Origin of the sequence: Streptomyces sp. NBC_01314 (assembly GCF_041435215.1) — a bacterium.
In the GTDB taxonomy this organism is placed as follows: Bacteria; Actinomycetota; Actinomycetes; order Streptomycetales; family Streptomycetaceae; genus Streptomyces.
Genome location: NZ_CP108394.1, coordinates 5,527,321 through 5,548,294 on the forward strand (window position 1 = coordinate 5,527,321; position 20,974 = coordinate 5,548,294).

Annotated in this window: 18 protein-coding genes and 1 pseudogene; 11 read left to right on the top strand and 8 right to left on the bottom strand. The window is 71.5% G+C overall.

The annotated features are described in order from the left end of the window. Positions 1-2 precede the first annotated feature (2 nt). On the top strand, positions 3-479 hold the full coding sequence (locus OG622_RS24215) for a hypothetical protein (protein WP_371578730.1): 477 nt from the start codon (positions 3-5) through the stop codon (positions 477-479). Positions 480-505: 26 nt separating this feature from the next. Here the strand turns inward: OG622_RS24215 and OG622_RS24220 are convergent, their stop codons facing one another. Then, a complete protein-coding gene (locus OG622_RS24220; RefSeq protein ID WP_371578731.1) occupies positions 506-1,027 on the bottom strand; it encodes an SH3 domain-containing protein in 522 nt (173 codons plus the stop codon). Positions 1,028-1,322: 295 nt separating this feature from the next. Here OG622_RS24220 and OG622_RS24225 point away from each other — a divergent pair, with 295 nt between their 5' ends. Beyond that, positions 1,323-2,270 carry a hypothetical protein gene (locus OG622_RS24225; protein ID WP_371578732.1) on the top strand — a complete coding sequence of 316 codons (948 nt, stop codon included), beginning with the start codon at positions 1,323-1,325 and terminating at the stop codon, positions 2,268-2,270. Between the two features lie 385 nt (positions 2,271-2,655). Here the strand turns inward: OG622_RS24225 and OG622_RS24230 are convergent. Then, positions 2,656-3,957 (bottom strand): annotated as a pseudogene (locus OG622_RS24230) (PLP-dependent aminotransferase family protein); the annotation flags it as partial. Between the two features lie 94 nt (positions 3,958-4,051). Here OG622_RS24230 and OG622_RS24235 point away from each other — a divergent pair. The 5 genes from OG622_RS24235 (at position 4,052) to OG622_RS24255 (ending at position 9,122) form a co-directional block, all read left to right on the top strand. Continuing rightward, complete coding sequence (locus OG622_RS24235) at positions 4,052-4,858, top strand: alpha/beta fold hydrolase (RefSeq protein WP_371578733.1); 807 nt, start codon at positions 4,052-4,054, stop codon at positions 4,856-4,858. 107 nt (positions 4,859-4,965) lie between these two features. After that, complete coding sequence (locus OG622_RS24240) at positions 4,966-5,424, top strand: hypothetical protein (protein ID WP_371578734.1); 459 nt, start codon at positions 4,966-4,968, stop codon at positions 5,422-5,424. 250 nt (positions 5,425-5,674) lie between these two features. Then, on the top strand, positions 5,675-6,745 hold the full coding sequence (locus OG622_RS24245; RefSeq protein ID WP_371578735.1) for an endonuclease/exonuclease/phosphatase family protein: 1,071 nt from the start codon (positions 5,675-5,677) through the stop codon (positions 6,743-6,745). Positions 6,746-6,803: 58 nt separating this feature from the next. After that, positions 6,804-8,765, top strand: coding sequence for an FUSC family protein (locus tag OG622_RS24250; protein WP_371578736.1), 1,962 nt, complete (start codon positions 6,804-6,806; stop codon positions 8,763-8,765). Between the two features lie 141 nt (positions 8,766-8,906). Further along, entirely contained in the window at positions 8,907-9,122 is a 216-nt protein-coding gene (locus tag OG622_RS24255; RefSeq protein ID WP_371578737.1) for a hypothetical protein, read from the top strand. Positions 9,123-9,201: 79 nt separating this feature from the next. On the opposite strand, the gene OG622_RS24260 is transcribed toward OG622_RS24255, so the two are convergent. Further along, a complete protein-coding gene (locus OG622_RS24260) occupies positions 9,202-11,286 on the bottom strand; it encodes a PhoX family phosphatase (RefSeq protein ID WP_371578738.1) in 2,085 nt (694 codons plus the stop codon). Positions 11,287-11,537: 251 nt separating this feature from the next. Here OG622_RS24260 and OG622_RS24265 point away from each other — a divergent pair, with 251 nt between their 5' ends. The 3 genes from OG622_RS24265 to OG622_RS24275 all read left to right on the top strand — a co-directional run bounded on the left by OG622_RS24265 (position 11,538) and on the right by OG622_RS24275 (position 15,750). Beyond that, entirely contained in the window at positions 11,538-13,547 is a 2,010-nt protein-coding gene (locus tag OG622_RS24265) for a VWA domain-containing protein (RefSeq protein WP_371578739.1), read from the top strand. A gap of 95 nt (positions 13,548-13,642) precedes the next feature. Beyond that, entirely contained in the window at positions 13,643-15,259 is a 1,617-nt protein-coding gene (gene metG, locus OG622_RS24270; RefSeq protein ID WP_371578740.1) for a methionine--tRNA ligase, read from the top strand. 125 nt (positions 15,260-15,384) lie between these two features. Further along, positions 15,385-15,750, top strand: coding sequence for a PH domain-containing protein (locus OG622_RS24275; RefSeq protein WP_371578741.1), 366 nt, complete (start codon positions 15,385-15,387; stop codon positions 15,748-15,750). A 68-nt stretch (positions 15,751-15,818) separates the two neighbouring features. On the opposite strand, the gene OG622_RS24280 is transcribed toward OG622_RS24275, so the two are convergent. From OG622_RS24280 to OG622_RS24290, 3 genes are all read right to left on the bottom strand, one after another. Then, a complete protein-coding gene (locus OG622_RS24280; RefSeq protein WP_371578742.1) occupies positions 15,819-16,238 on the bottom strand; it encodes a universal stress protein in 420 nt (139 codons plus the stop codon). 1 nt (position 16,239) lies between these two features. After that, complete coding sequence (locus OG622_RS24285; protein ID WP_371578743.1) at positions 16,240-17,760, bottom strand: APC family permease; 1,521 nt, start codon at positions 17,758-17,760, stop codon at positions 16,240-16,242. Positions 17,761-17,828: 68 nt separating this feature from the next. Next, entirely contained in the window at positions 17,829-19,079 is a 1,251-nt protein-coding gene (locus OG622_RS24290) for a saccharopine dehydrogenase family protein (RefSeq protein ID WP_371578744.1), read from the bottom strand. Positions 19,080-19,407: 328 nt separating this feature from the next. Between OG622_RS24290 and OG622_RS24295 the strand changes: the two genes are divergently transcribed. Beyond that, complete coding sequence (locus OG622_RS24295) at positions 19,408-19,740, top strand: hypothetical protein (RefSeq protein ID WP_371578745.1); 333 nt, start codon at positions 19,408-19,410, stop codon at positions 19,738-19,740. 112 nt (positions 19,741-19,852) lie between these two features. On the opposite strand, the gene OG622_RS24300 is transcribed toward OG622_RS24295, so the two are convergent. Both OG622_RS24300 and OG622_RS24305 read right to left on the bottom strand, forming a co-directional pair. Then, positions 19,853-20,062, bottom strand: coding sequence for a DUF397 domain-containing protein (locus tag OG622_RS24300; RefSeq protein WP_371578746.1), 210 nt, complete (start codon positions 20,060-20,062; stop codon positions 19,853-19,855). Next, positions 20,059-20,934, bottom strand: a complete 876-nt coding sequence (locus OG622_RS24305; protein WP_371578747.1) for a helix-turn-helix domain-containing protein — start codon at positions 20,932-20,934, stop codon at positions 20,059-20,061. Before OG622_RS24305 ends, OG622_RS24300 begins: the two co-directional genes overlap by 4 nt. Positions 20,935-20,974 lie beyond the last annotated feature (40 nt).

Here is a 20,974-nt window from a genome sequence, read left to right on the forward strand (position 1 = left end):
CCATGGCGCAAGCGGCACCCACTCCGGGCCGGCCGGTGATTCCGGGCAGGCCCTCTGCTCCGGGCAGGCAGGCGGCGCCTGCCACACCCGATGTCTTCAGCGAGCGCACCCACGCGCTCACGAACCGGATCCTGCCCGTGGTCCTCGGCCTTGTGTACGGCTACTGGGCGGCGGCCATGAACCGCGACGCCGGCCCCATCACCGGCTGGAACGTCCTCTTCGGCTTCGTGACCGCGTTCGTGTTCGCGGCGCTCCACACGGCCGTACTGGCCGTGGCACCCCGTCTGCGCCGCGAACCGCGCGCCCTCCTCTGGGCCACCTTCGCGGGCTGCGCCTTCGGCTTCCTCTACAGCCAGGCGTCCCAGCACACCGTGCTGCGCTCCACGCTCATGTCGCTCGCCGTCGCGGCGTCGTTCTTCGCGGTGAACTTCTACCGCTACTACACGCACGAGGACGCGAGGGGCCACCGGCTGCGGTGATCCGGTCCCGCTCAGTCCACTCCCGCTCAGTCCGCCTCCGCCTCCCACTCCCAGGTGCCGGAGGCCGTGAAGGTCCAGGTGAACGAGACGGACCCGTTCCGCTGCTCGTCCCCATCCCCGTGCCCGTGCCCGTCCTGACAGGGATCGCAGTCCTTCCAGCGCGGGCACGGGTCCGTGCACTTGGGTACGGAGCGACCGTGGGTGTCGACGTACACGGCGCTCGCCCAGCCGCGGGCGTCCGCGAGCCAGTACCAGTGCCGGTCACCGAACACCTGTTGGCCTCGGACCACGCAGTCGACCCGGGCCTGACTGCCGGGCGCGAGGAAGCCGACGACGCGTGAGTGCGTGGTCGGCTGTTCGCGGAGGTTGAGATCACCGCGGGCGACGACCGTGCCCCGGACGGAACCCTCGTGGTCCGTGGCGGAGTGGCCCGCTGAGAGGTCCGCCGCCCCGGCCGTCGTCGCGAGCGCCGACACCGTCAGCAAACCACCCGTGATCCCGGCCGCGACGAGGGCCCGCAGGACCGCAGTATCCGGACAACTTCGCATGCTCGGCCTCCTCAACACCCCCCTCGCTACCCCCTGTCACTCCCTTTCCAGGTAACACCCGTTCGGGTGAGCGCTCCACCGGAGGGGAGGTGGTCGCCGCACCGGAGGAAGGTGGTCGGTCACCCGGCCGGTCTCCCTGTCCGGTCCCCCCGCCCGGACTCCCGGCCGATCTCTCGGCCGGTCTCTCGGCCGGTCTCCCGTTCGATCCCCCGTTCGGCTTGTCCTGCGGGGCCATTCGCAGTCACCACCGGCGGGAGCGCTCGCACGGTGGTGGACGGGGGTCTTGCCTGGAGGGGTGTCCCCCCGTGCCCGCGGCACCCTGTCGGCCGTGCTGACCGTGCTCGCCTGCCTGCTTTCGCCGGTGGGCGCGCTGGCCGCGTGGGCGACGTACGAGATCGCGGACCGGACGCGGTACGAGGCGGTCATGGCGCCGCTGGCCACCGACCCCGACGTACGGGAGGCGCTCGCGGACGCGGTCGCCGACGGGATCCTGCGCGAGATCCGGGTGGGGCCGCGGCTACGGCGACCGGTACGGGACTTCACCTACGACGCGGCGCACTCCTTCACGCGGACGGAAGCGTTCCGCACGGCGTGGCACACGGCGAACCGGGCGGCACACGACGCGGTGCTGACGGCGATGCGCGAGGAGGTCGCGGGTGGCGGGGGCGGCGGCGGAAGTGGGGGCGCGGGCGGCGGCGAGGCCCGGCCGGTGACGCTCGACCTCGCGCCGGTCGGCGAACGCGTCAAACGTCAACTCGTCCGCGACCACGTGCCGTTCGCCCATCGCATCCCGGTCGCGCACACCGAGGTCGAGGTGCTGTCGGCCGCAGAACTGGTTCAGCTTCGGAAGGGGTATCGCGTGCTCGAAATCGCCGCGTTCTGGCTCCCGGTCGGCGCGCTCGCGCTGGCCGCCGGGGGCATTCTCGTCGCGACACAACGCCGCCGGGCCGTCTGCGCGACGGGCCTCGGCACGGCTCTCGGCGGCGCGCTCCTCGGCGTCGCCGTCGCCCTCGGCCGCCATCTGACCCTCGCCGACCTGCCCCCGGACGTCTCCCCCGCGGCGGCCGGCGCCGTCTACGACGCCCTCACCGCCACCCTCCGCACCGTCACCTGGGGCCTCCTGGGCCTCGGCTCGACCGTGGCCGCGGTCGCCTGGCTCACGGGCCGCCTCGCGCGACTTCGCCGAGGGTCCGCAACGCCCCCGCCAACTCCGGCAGAGGAACCGACGCGAGCCCCAGTCTGACGCAGTCGGCGGCGGGCGCCGCCGCCCGGAGCTGCCCCGCCCGGGAACGCTCACCCTCCTGCGCCGCCGCCCCGTCCGGCCCCGGCCGCCCTGTCCGCGTCCAGGGCCCCGACCCCGCGGCCCACCCCGGCGGCACCGACCGCCCCGGCTCTCCCGTCTGCCCCGACCGCCCCGACCGCCCCGACCGCCCCGACCGCGGGCAGTCTGGCCGCTGGGGCGATGGGTGTCCCCCGGCTCGATCGAAGCCGGGAGTGGGGGAGGGTGGGCGCGGCGGCACCCTGTCACCGCCGGTGAGCATGCCCGGCCCCCGACCCGCACCGGCCGCCGGGCCGCCGCCTGCCACCCCCCGACCTGCGTCGGCCGCCGGACCACCGAAGGCAGGCCCCCGCCCAGCCCCCACCGCCGGAACACCGAACGCCGACCCCGAAGTCACCGCCACTCCCCTCTCCGCCGCCGCCGCGCAGAACGTGTCGGCACGCCACGGCTCCGGCAACTCCCACCACGCGTAGTACGCCCGCGGATCCCCCCGTACGGCGAACCCCGCGAGATGCTCGGCGACCAGCCGCTGCCGGGCCGCCGCGTCCGCCCGCTTCGCCGCGACCAGCCGCCCGACCGTCCCGTCCGCGATCCACCGCACCCCTGCCTCCAGCGCGAACCGCCCCGCCGTCCAGCCACCCGAACGCAACGCGTCCGCCGCCCCCTCGACCCGCCCCTCCGGCACCACCAGGAACCCGACCGTCAGCCCCGGCGCCACCCGCTTGGACAACCCGTCGACGACGAACACCCGCTCCGGCGCATACGCGGCCAACGGCGGCGGCACCTCCTCGCCGTACCCCCCACCCGCATCGCCGCCCACATCGCCGCCCGCACCAGCGCCTTGAACGCCGCCCGCCAGGAACGACCAGATCCGGTCCTCGATCACCGGCAGGTCCAACTCCCGCACCACATCCGCGAGTTCGGCCCGCCGTGCGCCTCCCATCGTCACGGACGTCGGATTGTGCAACGTCGGCTGCACATACACCGCCGACAGCGGCGCCGCCCGGTGCGCGGCGGCCACGGCCTCCGGCCGCACCCCCTGCCCGTCCGTCGCGAGCGGTACCAGGGTCACCCCCAGCCGCCCGGCGATCTCCTTGACCAGCGGATACGTGAGGGCCTCGACCCCGACGCGGCCCCCGGGCCGTACGAGGTGGGCGAGGGCCGCCGCGATGGCCTGGCGGGCGTTCCCGGCGAAGAGGAAGCGGTCCGGGGCCGGGCGCCAGCCGGCCGTGGCGAGCAGCCCGGCCGCGGCCTCGCGCGCGGCGGCCGTACCGGTCGCCGGGGCCGTGCGCAGCGCGTCCGTCAGCACGTCCGGCCGCAGCAGTGGCGCGATCCCGGCGGCCAGCAGCTCCGACTGACCGGGCGCGGAAGGGTAGTTGAGCTCCAGGTTCACGGGCGCCGAGCCGGCCGGCTCGGCCAGCGCCCACCCCGCCGACCCCGGCGGCGCCGCCCGTACGAACGTCCCGCGCCCGACCTCCCCCACCACCAGCCCGCGCCGCACCAGCTCCGCGTACACCCGCCCGGCGGTGGACCCGGCGATCCCCCGCCGCCGAGCGAACACCCGCTGCGGCGGCAGCCGGTCACCGGGCTGCAGCCGCCCGGCGGCGATGTCGTCGGCGACGCGATCGGCGATACGCCGGTAGTCGGCCACGGCCGTTCCCCGCCTTCCCCCGGCGTTCAGCACATTGCACCGAGAGCAAAGATCTTATTGCACCGAGGAGTTGGGGAACCCTAGGGTCGAACCCATGACCACCTTCCTCGCATACGAGGACAAAGGGGAAGCGGGCCCGTCGCACCCCCTTCCTCTCGTCCTCATCCACGGCCACCCCTTCGACCGCACGATGTGGCACCCCCAGATCACCGCGTTCGCCGCCTCCCGCCGCGTCATCGCCCCCGATCTGCGCGGCTACGGGGAGTCCCCCGTGGTCCCGGGCGTCACCCCGCTCCCGGCCTTCGCCGAGGACATCGCCGCGCTCCTCGACGACCTCGGGGTCTCCGACTTCGTGCTCGGGGGCCTCTCCATGGGCGGACAGATCGCGATGGAGTGCTACCGCCAGTACCCGCACCGCGTCCGCGGCCTCCTCCTCGCCGACACCTTCCCGGCCGCCGAGACCCCGGAGGGCCGGCGGACCCGGGACGCCATGGCCGACCGGCTGCTGCGCGAGGGCATGACGGGGTACGCCGACGAGGTGCTGTTCAAGATGGTCGCGCCGTACGCGGACGCGGAGGTCGCGGCACATGTGCGCCGCATGATGACGGCCACCGACCCGGAGGGCGCGGCGGCGGCCCTGCGCGGCCGCGCCGAACGCCCCGACTACCGCGACCTGCTCACCCGCGTCACCGTTCCGGCCCTGGTCGTCGTGGGCGCCGACGACGAGTACACCCCCGTCTCCGACGCCGAGGCCATGCACGCCGCCCTCCCCGACTCCACCCTCCACGTCGTCGAGGGCGCCGCCCACCTGCCGAACCTGGAGCGCCCGGACGAGTTCAACAAGGCGCTGGAGCACTTCCTGGCGCGGCTGGACCGGGGGCGGCACCACCCCCGCCCCTGACCACCAGGCACGTGGGACGGTTCACCCGTTTGGCCTACACCGAGTGCGGCGCTCCCCCTGCCGCGTGACCATGCGGATGAGCTGTCCATCCGTCGGAGGAGGCCCTCATGGCCCAGCACAGCACCGCACCGCGTTCGAACCGCACGTCGCAGGAGACGCCGACGTCCCAGCGGGAGGCCCGCTCGGAGTGGGCCCACGGCGGGATGGTCTTCGCCGGTGTCCTGATGATGGTCATCGGCGTCATGAGCATCCTCAACGGCATCGCGGGGATCGCCACGGACGACGTGTACGCGAGCATCGGGAACTACGCCTTCGAGTTCAGCCTCACCACATGGGGCTGGATCCACCTGATCATCGGACTCGCCGTCCTGGGCACCGGCTATGCCGTCATCCAGGGCCGCACCTGGGCTCGTGCGGTGGGCATCGCCCTGACGTCCCTGTTCGCCATCGAGTACTTCATGTTCCTGCCGTACGCCCCCGTCTGGGCCGTCATCTGCATCGGCATCGCGGTGTTCGCGATCTGGTCCCTGGCGACGGCCCCGGAGTCACGCGCGCACGGCATGTGACACCGCCGGACGCACAAGAGCTCGGGGGTACCACCTCGGGCGTACGGCTTCGCCGGCGACCGCGGGTCCGCCGTGGTCGCTCGCGCGGTTCCCCGCGGCCCTGTCCTCTCAGGGGCGCGGGGCTGCGTCGAACCGCGGCTCCGCCGCGGGGGCCCGACCAGCCCCCACCCGCACCACACACCATGCAACCTTCTCCCCGCCCCACCCGTCATTAAGAGGACCTTGGCAACAGAACGAAAGGCACCGGCCCGTGGAGAGCGCGACCATCGAGCGGCCGGAGCCTATGCCGGACCGGGCACCACGAGCCGGGACGGCCCCACGGAAGCGGCGCCGCGGCAAGGCCGGGTTCGCCGCCCTGCTCCTCCTCGGAGTCAGCCTCGTCGTCGCCTCCCGCACGGCCGACCTGGACGCCTTCACCCCGGTCACGCAACTCCTCGCGTTCCTGCCCTGGCTCCTCGCCCCCACCGGCCTGGCGCTCCTCCTCGCCCTCGTCGCGCGCTGGTGGACCGGCCTGACCTGGGGCGTGGTCGTCCTCGGCGCGCTCGCCTGGTACATCGAGCCGTACGGCAAGGTGAGCGAGCCGGGCGGGCCGGTGCTCGCCGAGGTACGGGTGATGACGTCGAACGTGCAGTTCGGCCGGGGCACCGACGCCCTCATCAAGGCCGTACGCCGCGACCGCCCCGACATCGTCTTCGTCGAGGAGTGCGAACTCACCTGCTCGGCCACCCTCCGCGACACCTTCGGCTACCTCGACGACAGGCAGGACGGCGGTTCCGGCGACTCGAAGAAGAAGTCCGTCGAGTACCCCCACCGCCAGGCCGTCGAGGGCTACGGCTCCACCGGCTCCGTCATCCTCAGCCGCTACCCCCTGAAGTCCGCCGCCCCGATCCCCGGCTCGATGGGCATGCCCGGCGCGGTCGCCGACATCGAGGGCCATCCCGTACGGCTGCAGCTGGCGCACCCCATGCCCCCGCTGCCGGGACAGCTGGACACCTGGCGGCGGGAGCTCGGCGCGCTGCGGGCGTACGCGGCGAAGGACACCCGTACGCCGACGATCCTGGCCGGCGACTTCAACGCCACCCAGGACCACGCGGCCTTCCGCGCCGTCCTCGACACGGGCCTGAGCGACGCCGCGCGTCTGACCGGGCAGGACCGCAGGCCGACCTGGCCCGCCCGGACGACCCCGAGGTTCGGCGCCCAGATCGACCACGTCCTCGTCTCCACCAAGGACTTCTCCGCACGCGAGGTCCGCTTCCTGGAGCTGTCGGGCACCGACCACAACGCCGTCACCGTGGACCTCGACCTTCACCGGCGCGGGTGAACCAAAGAGTCACAAACGCTCCCCATAAGCCCCAAAATCCCCCAGCCATAATGGGTGCATGTCCCGCACGCTCCCCATCGGCCTCGCCCCGCCCGACTGGCTGGTGCGGAACCTCAAGCCACAGCAGGCCCCGGTCAACCGGCCGGCCGTCGCACGCGCCGCCGTCGCGCTGACGCTGCCGCTCGTGCTCGGCCTCGCCGCCGGCCGGCCCGAGTACGGCGCGCTCGCCTCCATGGGCGCCCTCTCGGGCGTCATCAGCGACACGGCGGCCGCGTACCGGATGCGGCTGCTCAACATCGCGATCCCGCAGCTGTTCGCCGCCGTGGGCATCACGCTCGGCTCGCTGGTGTACGGGCAGGGCTGGATCACCGTCGCGGCGCTCACCCTGGCCGCGCTCGTCTCCGGGATGATCTCGTCGATCGGTGCCGTGGCCTCCGTGTCGGGGCTGCTCCTGCTCCTCAACTCGGTGGTGGGCGCGGGCCTGCCGATGCCGGGGGAGTGGTGGCTGGCCCCGGTCCTGATGACCGGCGGCGGCCTCCTGGTCCTCGCCCTCGCTCTGCTCGCCTGGCCCCTCAGGGCGGGCGTACCGGAACGGGTCGCCGTCGCGGACACCTACCGCAGGGTCGCGGACCTCCTCGCGACCACGACGACGGACGACCCCGACGGAGCCGAGGCCGCGTACGAGGCCGCCCGGCACCTCGTCACCCGGTCCCTCGACCAGTCCTACGACCTCGTCCTCGCCCGCCGCGCCCGGCACCACGGCCGCAGCCCCGAACTGGTGCGGCTGCTGGCCCAGTTGAACGCGATCACCCCGCTGGTGGAGGCCGCCCCGGCGGTACGGCTGTCCGGCCGGCCGCTGCCCGCGGAGATCCCCACGGCCGTACGCCATCTCGCGGAAGCCGTGGAGACGGGGTATTCAGGGCCGCTGGGGCTGCGGCTGCCGGAGCCCGGGAGCGGGATCGGGCGGGCGGTCGACCAGGCGCTGCGGCACGCCGCCGACGTCGCCGCCGAGAAGTCGCCGGACGCCCTGAAGAAGACCGGCGACCGGGCCGGGCGGCCCGCCCCGCTGGGGGTGCGCGCCGCCCGGGTCGCGCGGAACGTCGCCCTCTCCGGCGCCTCCTGGCGCTACGGCCTGCGTCTCGCGCTGTGCATCGGCATCGCGCAGGCCCTGGTGTCGCTCGTGGCCGTGCCGCGCTCGTACTGGGTGGCGCTGACCATCACGTTCGTGCTGAAGCCGGACTTCGGGTCGGTCTTCTCCCGGGCGCTGCTGCGGGCGCTCGGCACGGTCGTGGGGCTCGTGGTCGCGGCCGGGATCCTCGCGGAGGTGCCGCGCGGCTGGTGGGACGTGCCGGTGATGCTGCTGCTCGCCCCGCTCATCCCGGTGTTCACACCCCGGGGCTACGGCTACCAGACGGCCGCCATCACCCCGGTGATCCTGCTCCTGTCCGACATCCTCAACCACCAGGGCACCGGCCTGCTGATGCCGCGTCTCGTCGACTCCCTCATGGGCTGCGCGATCGCCCTGGTCGCGGGCTATCTGCTCTGGCCGGAGAGCTGGCACGCACGGGTCGGCGCCCGGCTCGCGGACGCCGTCGCCGACACGGCCGCGTACGTCGAGGGCGCCTTCGGGGAGGTCCCGGCCGACCCCTCCGGGCGGACCCGGATGCGCCGCCGCCTCTACCGGGACCTGTCCGCGATCCGTACGGAGTTCCAGCGGGCCCTGACCGAACCGCCCCCCATCGGCCGGCGGGCCGCCGCCTGGTGGCCGCTGGTCGTGGCCGTCGAGCGGATCGTCGACGCGACGACGGCCGCACGGGTCCGGATCAAGCAGGGCGCGGAGCCGCCGTCCACCGCCGAGGTCGGTCACGTAGCGCTCCAACTGCGGGAGTTGGCGGACGGACTACGGAGGACGGAGACGCTCTACGCGGTCCGCTCCGACCTCGGCGGACCGCCGGGAAGCGTGCTGGAGCCACTGCGCCAGGAGGTGGCGGCGGCCAGGGCGATCACCTCTCCCCTCTGAGCCCGCCCCCCTCAAGGTCAACTCGGCGCAGGGCGCTGAATCGTTACGTCATCCCCGCACGGGTGACGGGGGGAGAGTTCGCAGGCGGAAAGGCGCAATGATCAATCCTGTTCAAACGCCCTACCTATAAGGGGATTTTTCATGCGTCGCACCGCGACCGTCCTGCTCGGAACCCTCGCCCTCGCCGGCGCCATGGCTCCGGCCGCCCAAGCGATCCCGGACCCGGTCGGAACCGTCACCTGCATCGCCGAGACCCCGGCCGGCGTGACGGAGCTCGTCGACCCCGCCGTGCTGCTCGACCCCGCCGGTCTGCTGGACCCGGCCGCCGCCCCGGGCGTCAGCTGCCTGGCTCCCTGACCTCCGCGGCAGCCCGAAGACGTGCGGGCCGTCCTCCCCGACAGGAGGACGGCCCGCATTCGCATGTGTGCGGACGGGATCAGACGCCGATGTCGCGGCCGTCCGCGCGCCACACCGCGACGACCGCCGGGCGGACGTACGTGCCCGGGCCGTCGGGCCAGGCGCTCTTCGGGTTCTCGACGGTGGCTCCGTCGAGCTCGCCCGGGTGCTGGACGGCGACCAGGACGCGGGAGTCCTGGATGATCGGACCGCAGGTCTCGGCACCGCTCGGAACCGTCAGGAACTGCTTCAGCTCACCGCGCCGCTTACCGCGCGTGGCGACACCGAACAGCCCGTCGTGCGAGCCGAGCTGCGAGCCGTCGGTGGAGATCCACAGGTTGCCGTGGGCGTCAAAGGCGACGTTGTCCGGGCAGGAGATCGGGCTGACGTCGTCCTTCGGGAAGCCCGCGAAGTAGGTCGCCGGGTCCTCGGGGTCGCCCGCGACGAGGAACAGCAGCCAGCCGAACCTGGTGCTCTCGGGCCGGTTGCGGTGCTCGGTGAGTTCGAGGACCTGACCGTGCTTGTTGGTGTTGCGCGGGTTGGCCTCGTCCGCCTTGGCGTTGGAGCCGACACCGCGGTTGGTGTTGTTGGTGAGGGCGACGTAGACCTTGCCGGTGACCGGGTTGGGCTCGATGTCCTCGGGGCGGTCCATCTTGGTGGCGCCGACCTTGTCCCCGGCGAGCCGGGTGAAGACGAAGACCTCGTCGGCCGTCATCCCGTCCACGTGCGAGACGGCACCCTCGGCGGTGGCGGTGGCCAGCGGGATCCACTCACCGGCGCCGTCGAACTCGCCGTCGGCCGGCAGCTTGCCCGTGCCGTCGATCTCGATCGCCGGGGAGTCGCCGGTCAGCTTGGCGACGTAGAGCGTGCCCTCGTCGAGCAGCGAGAGGTTGTGCTCGCGGACGGAGCGGCTCGACCCCTTCTTCATCCGCTTGCCGCTGACGAACTTGTAGAAGTAGTCGAAGCGCTCGTCGTCACCGGAGTAGACGACCGGACGCCCGTCCGAGGTCAGCCGGATGGTGGCCGCCTCGTGCTTGAACCGCCCGAGCGCGGTGTGCTTGCGGGGTGTGGAGGAGGGGTCGTACGGATCGAACTCCACCACATACCCGAAGCGGTGCGCCTCGTTCGGCTCCTGGGCGACGTCGAACCGCTTGTCGAACCGCTCCCACTTCCGCTCGGTGGCGCCCGTGCCGATGCCGTACCGCTTGTCGGTCGTACGGCTGCTGTTGGCGAAGTACTGGTTGAAGTTCTCCTCGCCGTGCAGCGTGGTGCCCCAGGGGGTCGTGCCGCCCGAGCAGTTGTTGAGGGTGCCGAACACCTTGGTACCGGTCGGGTCGGCGGAGGTCTTGAGCAGGTCGGACCCGGCGGCGGGGCCGGTCAGGCGGAACTCGGTGGTGGCGGTGACGCGCCGGTTGAGCTGGTGCCGGGTCACTGCGGTGAGCTTGCCGGTGCGCCGGTCCTCCTCGACCACGACGGCGGACAGCCCGTGCGCGGCCCAGGCGACCTCGACCTGGTCGCGGGTCGGGTTGGCGGCGTCGTAGCCGCGGAACATCAGGATCTCGTCGGTGTACTCGTGGTTCGCGACGAGGAGCCGGCGGCCGCGCTCACCGGGGAGCGGGAGCAGCGCGAGGAAGTCGTTGTTGTAGCCGAACTGGCCGGCCTGGGCCTTCGCCGTCTGGTTCTCCGGGTCGAAGGCGGGGGCGCCACGCAGGATCGGCTCGCCCCAGCGGATGACGACGTTCTGCTTGTACCCCTCGGGGACGGTCACGGTGTCGGCGGTGTTGGGCTCGACGGCGGTGAACCGCAGACCGCGGGCGGCCTTGCTCTTGGCCGCCGTGGCCGCCGCGGCCTTCGCGGCCTCGGCGGCGTCCGCCGTGGTGGCCGCGGCGGCCGGCGGGGCGGTGCCGAGCGTAACGGCCGTACCGGCCGCGCCGGCCACGGAGACGACGGCGGCGGCCCTCATCACCGAGCGGCGGCTCAGCGCGGTCGCGATGACGTCACCCAGGTATTCGTTGGTACTGGTGTTCGGTACCTCGTGGAAGCAGGCGTCCCCACAGCGGAAACGACAGGTCATGGCGGAACGGCCGCCGGGATGCGAGCCGATCATGGGCAGCAGCTTGCGCACAGCGCGCTCCTCGATGCTCTTTGTGCATTTTGAGTGTGAGCGCGACGCTAGGTGGGCGTGTGTTCGAGAACGGGGACGCAGGGTGAACATGGGGTGAACCTGCGGCAGTTGAGGCGCTGTTGACAGCGCGGGGCGGCGGGGATAATGAAAGGCCCCGCCCCACCCCAAGATCGCCACGCCCGGCCGCTAACCTTACGTGTCCGTCCTGGCCAGGGATTGACGGGCTACAACTCACCCGAAGGGTTGCGCATATGGGCATTCTCTCTCTCCTGCGGAATGCGTTCAGCCGCTCACGCAAGGGGCGCGACACGGTTCCTTCGCAGGAGGCGGAGCGGGTTTCCTCGCCGGAGGCCGCCGACGGCTCCGCGGCGAACACCGAGCCGGCTTCCCCGCGGGAGGCCGAGCCGAGGGTTCCGGCCCCGGCGACCGAGCCCGAGCCGACGACCACCGCCGCCGCCGCGCCTGCGGCCGCCTCCACGCCGCCCACCTCCGTCGCCGACGACCTCGTCTCCGCGGCCTTCGACAACGTGACGGTACCGAAGCCGCGGGACGGGGAGCCCGAGGCTTCGGCCGAGACCGGTACACCGGCTGGGGCTGAGGTTCCGGCTCCGGCTCCGGCTGGGGATGAGCCGGACGTTCCGGCTGAGGCTGCCGTTCCGGCTGAGGCCGAGCCGAAGGCGGAAGTGACCGCAGAGGCCGAGGTGGCGCCGAAGACGGAGGCCGAGCCCACCGCTGAGACGGACGGGGAGACCAAGGCGGAGACGCCGGTCGTGGAGCCGACCCCGGCTGCCGAGCCTGAGCCCGCCGTCGAGCCTGAACCCGCGGAGTCGGCTGAGCCTGTGGCGTCGGCCGAGGCCGAGGAGGCTGCGGCGCCGGTCGTCAAGGCCGAGCCCGCGGCTGCGAAGGACGAAACGGAAGCCGCGACTGAGCCTGTGGCGCCGGTCGCCGACCCGGAGCCGAAGGCGGACGCGGAGACCGTGGTGTCTGCCGCCGAGCCGGAGCCGGTCGCGGAGGTCGTCGCCGAGGCCGAGCCGCAGCCGGTCGCGGAGGCCGAGCCTGCCGGTGCGGAAACGCCGGAGCCGGTCGCCGTGGCCGCCGATGAGCCCGCAGCCGAGGCGGAAGCCACCTCCGAGGGCGGCGCCGAGCCCGAGGCCTCACCCGAGCCGGAGGCCGCTGCCGCGCCGGAACCGTCAGCCGTAGAGGAGCCGGAGACCGCGCCGGAGACCGAAACCGCCTCCGAGGCGGAACCGGAAGCCGCGAACGAGCGCGACGCCACCCCTGAGCCCGACACCTCTGCCGAGCCCGAGCCCACTCCCGAGCCGGTGGCTGCCACCGAGCCGGAGGCCACCCCGGAACCGGCCACCGCCACCCAGCCGGAAGCCACTCCCGAACCGGCAGTCGTTCCCGAACCGGCCGCCGTTCCCGAACCGGAAGCCGCCCCCGAACCCGTGGCCGCGGCTCTCGACGCCACGCCCGAACCCGCGGTCGCCGACGGTGAAGGCGCCCCGCAGGTGGCACCCGCAGCCGACGACGAAAGCCGCACGGGTGGTGCGGGTGGGAAAACGGACCCGGCCGAAGGCGGAGCCGAGGCCGTCGTGCCAGCCACCGCAGGCGGAGCCGAGGCCGTGCCGGCCGGCCTGCGTACCGCGTACGACGCCGCCAGGGCCGTACTCGGGAAGCGGGACCTCGCCGACGCCCGCGCCAAGGTGTACCTCGTCCTCGACAGGTCCGCGTCGATGCGCGGCTACTACAAGGACGGTTCCGCCCAGGCACTCGGTGAGCAGACCCTCGCCCTCGCCGCCCACCTCGACCCCGAGTCCCCCACCGTCCCCGTCGTCTTCTTCTCCACGGAGCTGGACGGCACCGGCGAGCTCACCCTCGACTCGTACGACAACAAGGTCGACGAGCTGCACGGCGGACTCGGCCGCATGGGCCGTACCAGCTACCACGTGGCCGTCGAGGAGGTGCTCGCCCAGCACCAGAAGGCGGCCGACACCGGCGCCCCCGCCCTCGTCGTCTTCCAGACCGACGGCGCCCCGGACACCAAGACCCCCGCGAACCAGGCGCTCGCGGACGCCGCGAAGAACCACCCGGCCGTCCACTTCGCGTTCGTCGCGTTCGGCGACCCGGAGAACAAGGCCTTCGACTACCTCCGCAAGCTGAAGACGGACAACACGTCCCACTTCCTGGCCGGAGAGACCCCGCGCGAACTCACGGACGCCGAGGTCTACGAGGGCATCCTGGCCACCTGGCGCCCGTAGTCACCCACGGCGGACGGGCCCCGGCGAAGGCCGGGGCCCGTCCGCCACCCGAAACGCGTGTGAGTCGAGCTTCATGGGGCCAGTAGGATTTCGGCATGGCGGCCACTGGAACCGAGAAGCAGGGTGGCAAGGCGTTCTACGTCACCACCCCCATCTATTACGTCAACGACGCTCCTCACCTGGGCCACGCCTATACGACCGTCGCAGGGGACGTGCTCACACGCTGGCACCGTCAGCGCGGCGAGAAGGTGTGGTACCTCACCGGCACGGACGAGCACGGTCAAAAGATCATGCGTACCGCCGATGCCAACGGAGTGACTCCGCAGGAGTGGTGCGACAAGCTCGTCGAGGAGGCCTGGAAGCCCCTCTGGGAGCACCTGGAGATCGCGAACGACGACTTCATCCGCACCACGCAGAAGCGGCACACCGACCGCGTTCAGGAGTTCGCCCAGGACCTGTACGACAAGGGCGAGATCTACAAGGGCGGCTACGAGGGCCCGTACTGCGTCGGCTGCGAGGAGTACAAGCTCCCGGGCGAACTGCTCGACGGCGAAGGCGACTTCGCGGGTCAGAAGCTCTGCCCGATCCACAAGAAGCCCGTGGAGATCCTCAGCGAGGAGAACTACTTCTTCAAGCTGAGCGAGTACGGCGAGAAGCTCCTCGCCCACTACGAGGCGAACCCCGGCTTCATCCAGCCCGAGTCCGCGCGCAACGAGGTCGTGAACTTCGTCCGCCAGGGCCTGCAGGACCTGTCGATCTCCCGCTCGACCTTCGACTGGGGCATCCCGATCCCGTGGGACCAGAAGCACGTGATCTACGTGTGGGTCGACGCGCTGCTCAACTACGCCACGGCGGTCGGCTACAACGAGAACGAGGAGAAGTTCGGGGCCACGTTCCCGGCCGACGTCCACCTCGTCGGCAAGGACATTCTCCGCTTCCACGCGGTGATCTGGCCCGCCATGCTGATGGCGCAGGGCCTCCCCCTGCCAGGGAAGATCGCGGCGAACGGCTGGCTGATGGTCGGCGGAGAGAAGATGTCGAAGTCGAACCTGACCGGCATCAAGCCGCAGGATCTGACCTCGCACTTCGGTGTCGACGCCTATCGCTGGTACTTCCTGCGCGCGATCGCCTTCGGTCAGGACGGCTCGTTCTCCTGGGAGGACTTCTCCGCCCGCTACACGAGCGAGCTCGCGAACGACTACGGCAACCTCGCCTCCCGTGTCGCGGCCATGGTCGGCAAGTACTACGCCGGGGCCCTGCCGGAGGCCACGGCCGACAGTGAGGCCGAGAAGGCGCTGCACGACGGCCTGGCCAAGGCGGTCGCCGAGGCCGACCGGAAGATCGGCGACGAGCTGGACTTCCAGGGCGGCATCCTGGCCGTGTTCGACTTCGTCAAGCAGGTCAACGGCTACATCACGGAGCAGGAGCCGTGGAAGGTCGCCAAGGACACGAGTGACGAGGGCAAGGCCCGCCTGGCCACGATCCTCTACACGGCTGCCGAGTCCCTCCGCGCTGTCGCCGTCCTCCTCAACCCGATCATGCCGGACACTTCCGCGCAGCTCTGGGACTCCCTGGGCGCGGAGGTCACTCTCGGAGCCCTCGCGGACCAGAACGTCCAGGAGGCGGGCGAGTGGGGCAAACTCCCGGCCGGCTCGACGGTGACCAAGGGCGCGATCCTCTTCCCGCGCCTGGAGGAGAAGCCGAAGGCGTAGCCACGCACTGCGACTACGCAGCGGGAGCCCAGGAAGGACTGACCTTCCTGGGCTCCCGCTCTTTCGCTGCCACTTGAGCCATAGGGCCGGCAACCTTGTACGCCCGGGTGCGCGTCTCCCGATACATGGCACTGTTCGGAAACGCGCACACCGTCAATCCCGGCAAGGCCCAGCAGGACTACGGACGTTTGCTGGGTCACGGGGAGCAGGTCCACGCCGCGTTCCTGCTGATCCGCGACACCATCCTGTTCACCGACCGCCGTCTCATCCTGATCGACAAACAGGGGATCACCGGCAAGAAGGTGGAGTACCACTCCGTCCCCTACCGCAGCATCACGCACTTCGCGGTCGAGACGGCCGGCCACTTCGACCTCGACGCCGAGCTGAAGATCTGGCTGTCCGGCACCCATGAACCGATCGAGAAGACGTTCACCAAGGGTGTGGACATCTACGAGGTGCAGGCGATCCTCACGCAATTCGTGGCCCGGTAGCGACCGTCGGCCGCACCGCACACCGGGACCTGGGAAGCCGCACGCCCCAAGGCCCTCCGCATGTTCTCTCACTCCTCCTCGGCCGGCACGCAGAGGACGGGGAAGCGCGACAGGTGCAGCAGTTTGTGGGGGGTCGAGCCCAGTAAGGCTCCGCGCATCGGGCTCTCGCCCCACGTGCCCACCACGATGAGCCGGGTGTCGTGGCGTGACGCGGCGTCGATCAGGGCCTGTGCCGGCTTCTGGTCGATGATCTCGACGAGGGTCGGTACGCCGGCCGCTTCGGCCGCGGTGACCGCGTGTTCGAGTGCGATGCGTCCGGCCTGGTGGAGGGCCTCGCGGTGGGTGCGGTACTCGTCGCCCTTGCCGCCCGGGGCCGCCGCGCCGTAGACCAGCACGAGGGGCTCGCCGTAGTTGGCGGACACCTCGATCGCGACCCGCAGCGCGCGTACGGCGCCCGGCGACTCGTCGTATCCGAGAACGATCGCCATCTCAGGACTCCCTGCCCTTTCCATGGACGAGCCGGGGGTCGGCCACGCCCGGACGTTCCGACCAGAAGGCGGGGGTCACCAGGCGGAGCACGACCATGAGCACCACACCCGTGAGCGCGATGCCGATGCCGATGACGAGTGGCGGGCCGAGCCCGAACCAGGAGACGCCGCTGTAGGAGTTCGCGGGGTCGGACATGTCGGAGACCGATTCCACCAGCAGCCACGCCAGCAGTCCGGCACCGGCCAGCGGGCCGAGGCCGATGAGCAGGAAGTGGTGGACGCTCTCGGTCAGATGGCGGCGGTAGTAGACCGCGCAGGCGACACCCGTGAGCGCGTAGTAGAACGCGATGAGCAAGGACAGCGCGGTGAGCGAGTCGAACAGTGCGTTCTCGCTGATCGCGTTGACGACGAGATACCAGGCGATGGCGATGCCGGCGACCCACCACGTGCTCACGTCGGGCGTGCGGAAGCGCGGGGCGATGTGCGCGAAGTGTGCGGGCAGCGCGTGCCGGCGGGCCATGGACAGCGCCGTGCGGGACGCCGGGATGATCGTCGTCTGTGTCGACGCCAGCGCGGACGTGGAGACGGCGAGCAGGACGACCCAGTCCCAGCCGCCCATCACCTCGCCGGCGAGCAGCGCGAAGATGTACTCCTCGTCGTCCGCGTTGTCGGTCAGATAGGCGGTCCCGGCGTAGGCGACGACCGCGTATCCGACCGACACGTAGGTCACCAGCAGGATGACCGTGGACCAGACGCCGGCCTTGCCCGGGGCGGTCGCGGAGTCCTCGACCTCCTCGGTGAGGTTGACCGCCGACTCCCAGCCCCAGTAGATGAACACGCCCAGCAGCAGGGCCGCGGTGAGCGTCGCGCCACCGGACCCGAAGGGGTTGAGCCAACTGAGCGACGGATCGACGGCGTCGAGGGTGCCGGTGTCGGCGTAGACGCGGTAGAGCGCCACCACCGCGAAGGCGAGCAGGCAGACGACCTGGGCGAGGATGAGGACGTTCTGCACCTTGGCCGACACCTCGGTGCCGATGACGCACACGGCCGTCATCACGAGGATGAGCAGCACGGTGAGCGACTGGCGTACGACGTCGTTGTCGACCCAGCTGTCGAGGCCGAAGGCGAGCAGGGCGAAGCTGACAGCGACGTCCGCCAGCGATCCGACCACCAGGACCCCGGTCATCGCGATGGCCCAGCCGCCGAGCCAGCCGGCCCACGGCCCCATCGCCCGGGTGACCCACGAGAAGGTCGTGCCGCAGTCCTGGTCGACCTTGTTGAGGTAGTAGAACGCCGACGCGATCAGCAGCATCGGCACGAACGAGGCGACCATCACGCCGGGGGCGTAGATGCCCACGAGCGCCACGACCGGGCCGATGACCGCCGCCAGCGAGTACGCCGGGGAGGTGGAGTTGAGCCCGATGACGAGCGCGTCGACGAAGCCGATCGCGTTGGGCTTCAGTCCGTCGGGCGGGCGGGTGGCAGGGGTGTCGTCGGCGGTGTCGGCGGTGTCGTCGGCCATGGTCCCTCGCTCCGGTCGTGGGCGAATCCGTTGAATCCACCCAACAGGGGGCTAAGGGACTTTCTACGCTATCCGGGCTCTCCGGCCACGTCCTCGCGCATGCCCCACGGTGAGCCGTACTCCGTCAGCAGAGCGAGGAACGGTCGGGGAGGCAGTGCTTCGGGGCCGAGTACGCCGCTGCCGTGCCAGGCTCCGGACGCGATGAGTTCGAGGGCGACCACGGGGTTGACCGCGGTCTGCCAGACCACGGCCTGGGAGCCGTACTCCCGCATCGACCACTGGTTGTCGACCACGTGGTAGAGGTACACCTCGCGGGGCCGCCCGTCCTTGGTGCCCTTGACCCAGGTGCCCGCGCACGTCTTTCCGCGCATACGGTCCCCGAGGCCGGCCGGGTCGGGCAGGCACGCGGCGACGACGTCCCGCGGGGAGACCGCGGCCTTGCCACCTCCCGTACCGACGGTGACGGTGACGGGGTCCGTGCGGTCGAGCCCCAGCTTGTGGAGGGTCTTGAGCACGCCGATGAACTCGTCGCCCAGGCCGTACTTGAAGGTGACCCGCTTCGCCTTCAGCCACCGGGGGACCAGCAGTACTTCCTCGTGCTCGACGTTGACGCACTCCACCGGCCCGATGCCCTCCGGGAAGTCGAAGACCTCCGGCTCGCTGAAGGGCGGCGTGGTGAACCAGCCGCGGCCCTCCTCGTAGACGACCGGCGGGTTCAGGCACTCCTCGATGGTCGTCCAGATACTGAAGGAGGGCGCGAAGTCGTATCCGTCCACGACCAGGTCGGCCCCGTCACGGATGCCGATCTCCTCGATCCCGTCCTCGTCGAACAGCTCGTCGGCGGCGTACCGGGCGAACACGTCCGACAGGCCGGGCTCCACCCCCATGCCGACCAGCGCGAGCCGGCCCGCCGCCTCCCACTCGGCGGCCCGTTCGAACTGCGCGTCGCCCAGCTTGACGCCGCACTCCTCGTAGGGGCGGTTCGGGTGCGGCTGGGACAGGGACATCGCCATGTCCAGGTAGTGGGCGCCGTGCGCGAGCGCCGCGTCGAACAACGGCAGGACGAACCGTGGATCGGTGGCGTTGAGCAGCACATCGCAGCGATGCTCGGCGAGGGCGGCCCGCACGGCCCCGGTGTCCGACGCGTCGAGCCGCACCGCCGTGAACCTGTGCCCGTCCTTCCCGAGTGCCGCGACGGCCGACTCCGCCCGCGCGGGGTCGTAGTCGGCCACCACCATGTGCTCGAAGAACGCCCGCCGGGCCGCGATCCTGACAACCGCCCCGCCCACGCCTCCCGCCCCGACCATGAGAACTCGCACCGCGCAGCACTCCTTCGTCCGGTTCATCCCGCTCGTCCCGCGGTCGGCGGGAGCACCTCCCGGCCCGTTCGGTGGGCCGGGACGATATCAGCCGAATCCTCCCGCGAGGTGCCTGATTCGGCGATTCCTCGCGCACCGCACGATCGATTCCACGGATGCCCGGACCACACGCTCCGCGTCCCGGCGCGCACGGGAGTCATCACCTGCCCCACGGCCCGACGCGGGGTAGGAGTCCCGTGGCTTCCGCTCGGGGCACATCCGTTCAGCCCGGGTGTCGCCGCTCGTTCCACACCTAGACTTCTACGACCGCTGGGGAGAAGAGGTGCCCGTGAAAGCTGGGGGGACGAGCGAGATGGCCGTGCAGTCGGGGGATCCGGACACGTCGGGCACACCGAACAGTGGGGTACCGGCCCCCGGGCAGCGCGTCACCGTGCGCCGCCGTCCCTGGGTGGTCACCGACATAGTCCGCTCGACCGCCGCCAGCGACGACCCGGCGCGTGCCGCCGAAGCCGCCACCACTCACCTGGTCAAGCTGTCCTCCCTGGAGAGCGACGGCCGGGACGAGGAACTGCGGGTCGTGTGGGAGCTGGAGCAGGCGACGGATGTCCACGACCAGTACCGCGAAGGCGCGGGCCACTGCACGCACCTCGAAGATCGCTGAGCAGGACTCCGCGGACGGGTTGTTCCCCCAGCCGGACGCCCTGTTCTGAACCGCACGCCGACGCGCCCTGCTTCTGGTGTCAACCAGGTGCGAGGCGCGAACCGTTGCGAGGTCAGCTCCCCGAGGCGTACGTCACAAAATTCGCCCATGCTTCCGGCGCGAGCACGACCTGAGGGCCGCCCGTGTCCTTGGAGTCGCGGACGTGCACTGTGCGAGGTGCGGTCGCGATCTCGACGCAGCTGTCGCCTTCGGTGCCGTCGCTGTAGCTGCTCTTGAACCACTTCAGCTCGGAGGCGTCTCCGGCAGAGACCTTGCGGATCATGTTTCTCCCAGCACTTGCTCGATGAAGGCGAGTGACTCCCTCGGGGTGAGAGCCTGGGCCCGGATGATGCCATACCGCAGTTCGAGGATCCGCAGCTCCTTCGGGTCGGAGGTCGGGCGGCCATTGAACGCACCGTCGGAACGCCCAACTGCCGTGCCATCCGCGAACTTCAGCATCTCGATCTTGCCGTCCACACCGGGGTGGGCCTCGGTGTCCGTCGGCATGACCTGGAACGTCACGTTACGCAATCGCGCCACCTCCAGCAGGTGTTCGAGCTGTCGGCGCCGCACCATTGTCCCTCCGATGCGACGCCGTAGCGCCGCCTCTTCTTGGACAAAGCTGAGTGGACGCGCGGGAGACTTTTCAAAGATCGACTTGCGCGCCATGCGAGCGGCCACCAGGCGCTCCACCTCCTCCTCCGAGTAGGGCGGTTGCCGTGCCTCGAAGAGGGCCCGCGCGTGCTCCGGTGTCTGCAACAGGCCGTGGATGCTGAGTCCGACGTACACACCGATCTCGGCCGCCTGTGCCTCCAGCTTCGCCAAGTCCCGGACCTTCTTCGGATAGCGAACCCGGGCCACATCCTCCTTCATCGCCGAGAGCAACCCACCCGCCCCCAACACCTCGTCCGCCCTGTCCAGATACTCACCCCGGGGGATCCGCTTGCCGCCCTCGATCTTGTAGACCAAGTCCTCCCCGTACCCCACCGCCACCCCGAACTCGGCGGCCCGCATCCCCACCGCCTCCCGCCGCAGCCTCAACTGCCGCCCCACGGTGGCGACGACCGCCACTCCCCAGTCGTCGTCCGGGTCGACCTCCCACCCCGGCTCGTCCGCCTCGCTCTTGAGCCGTCGTACCTCGCCGTCCACCGACATACCGCACCCCTCCGTCGTACCGCCATGCCGCAACGCCCGT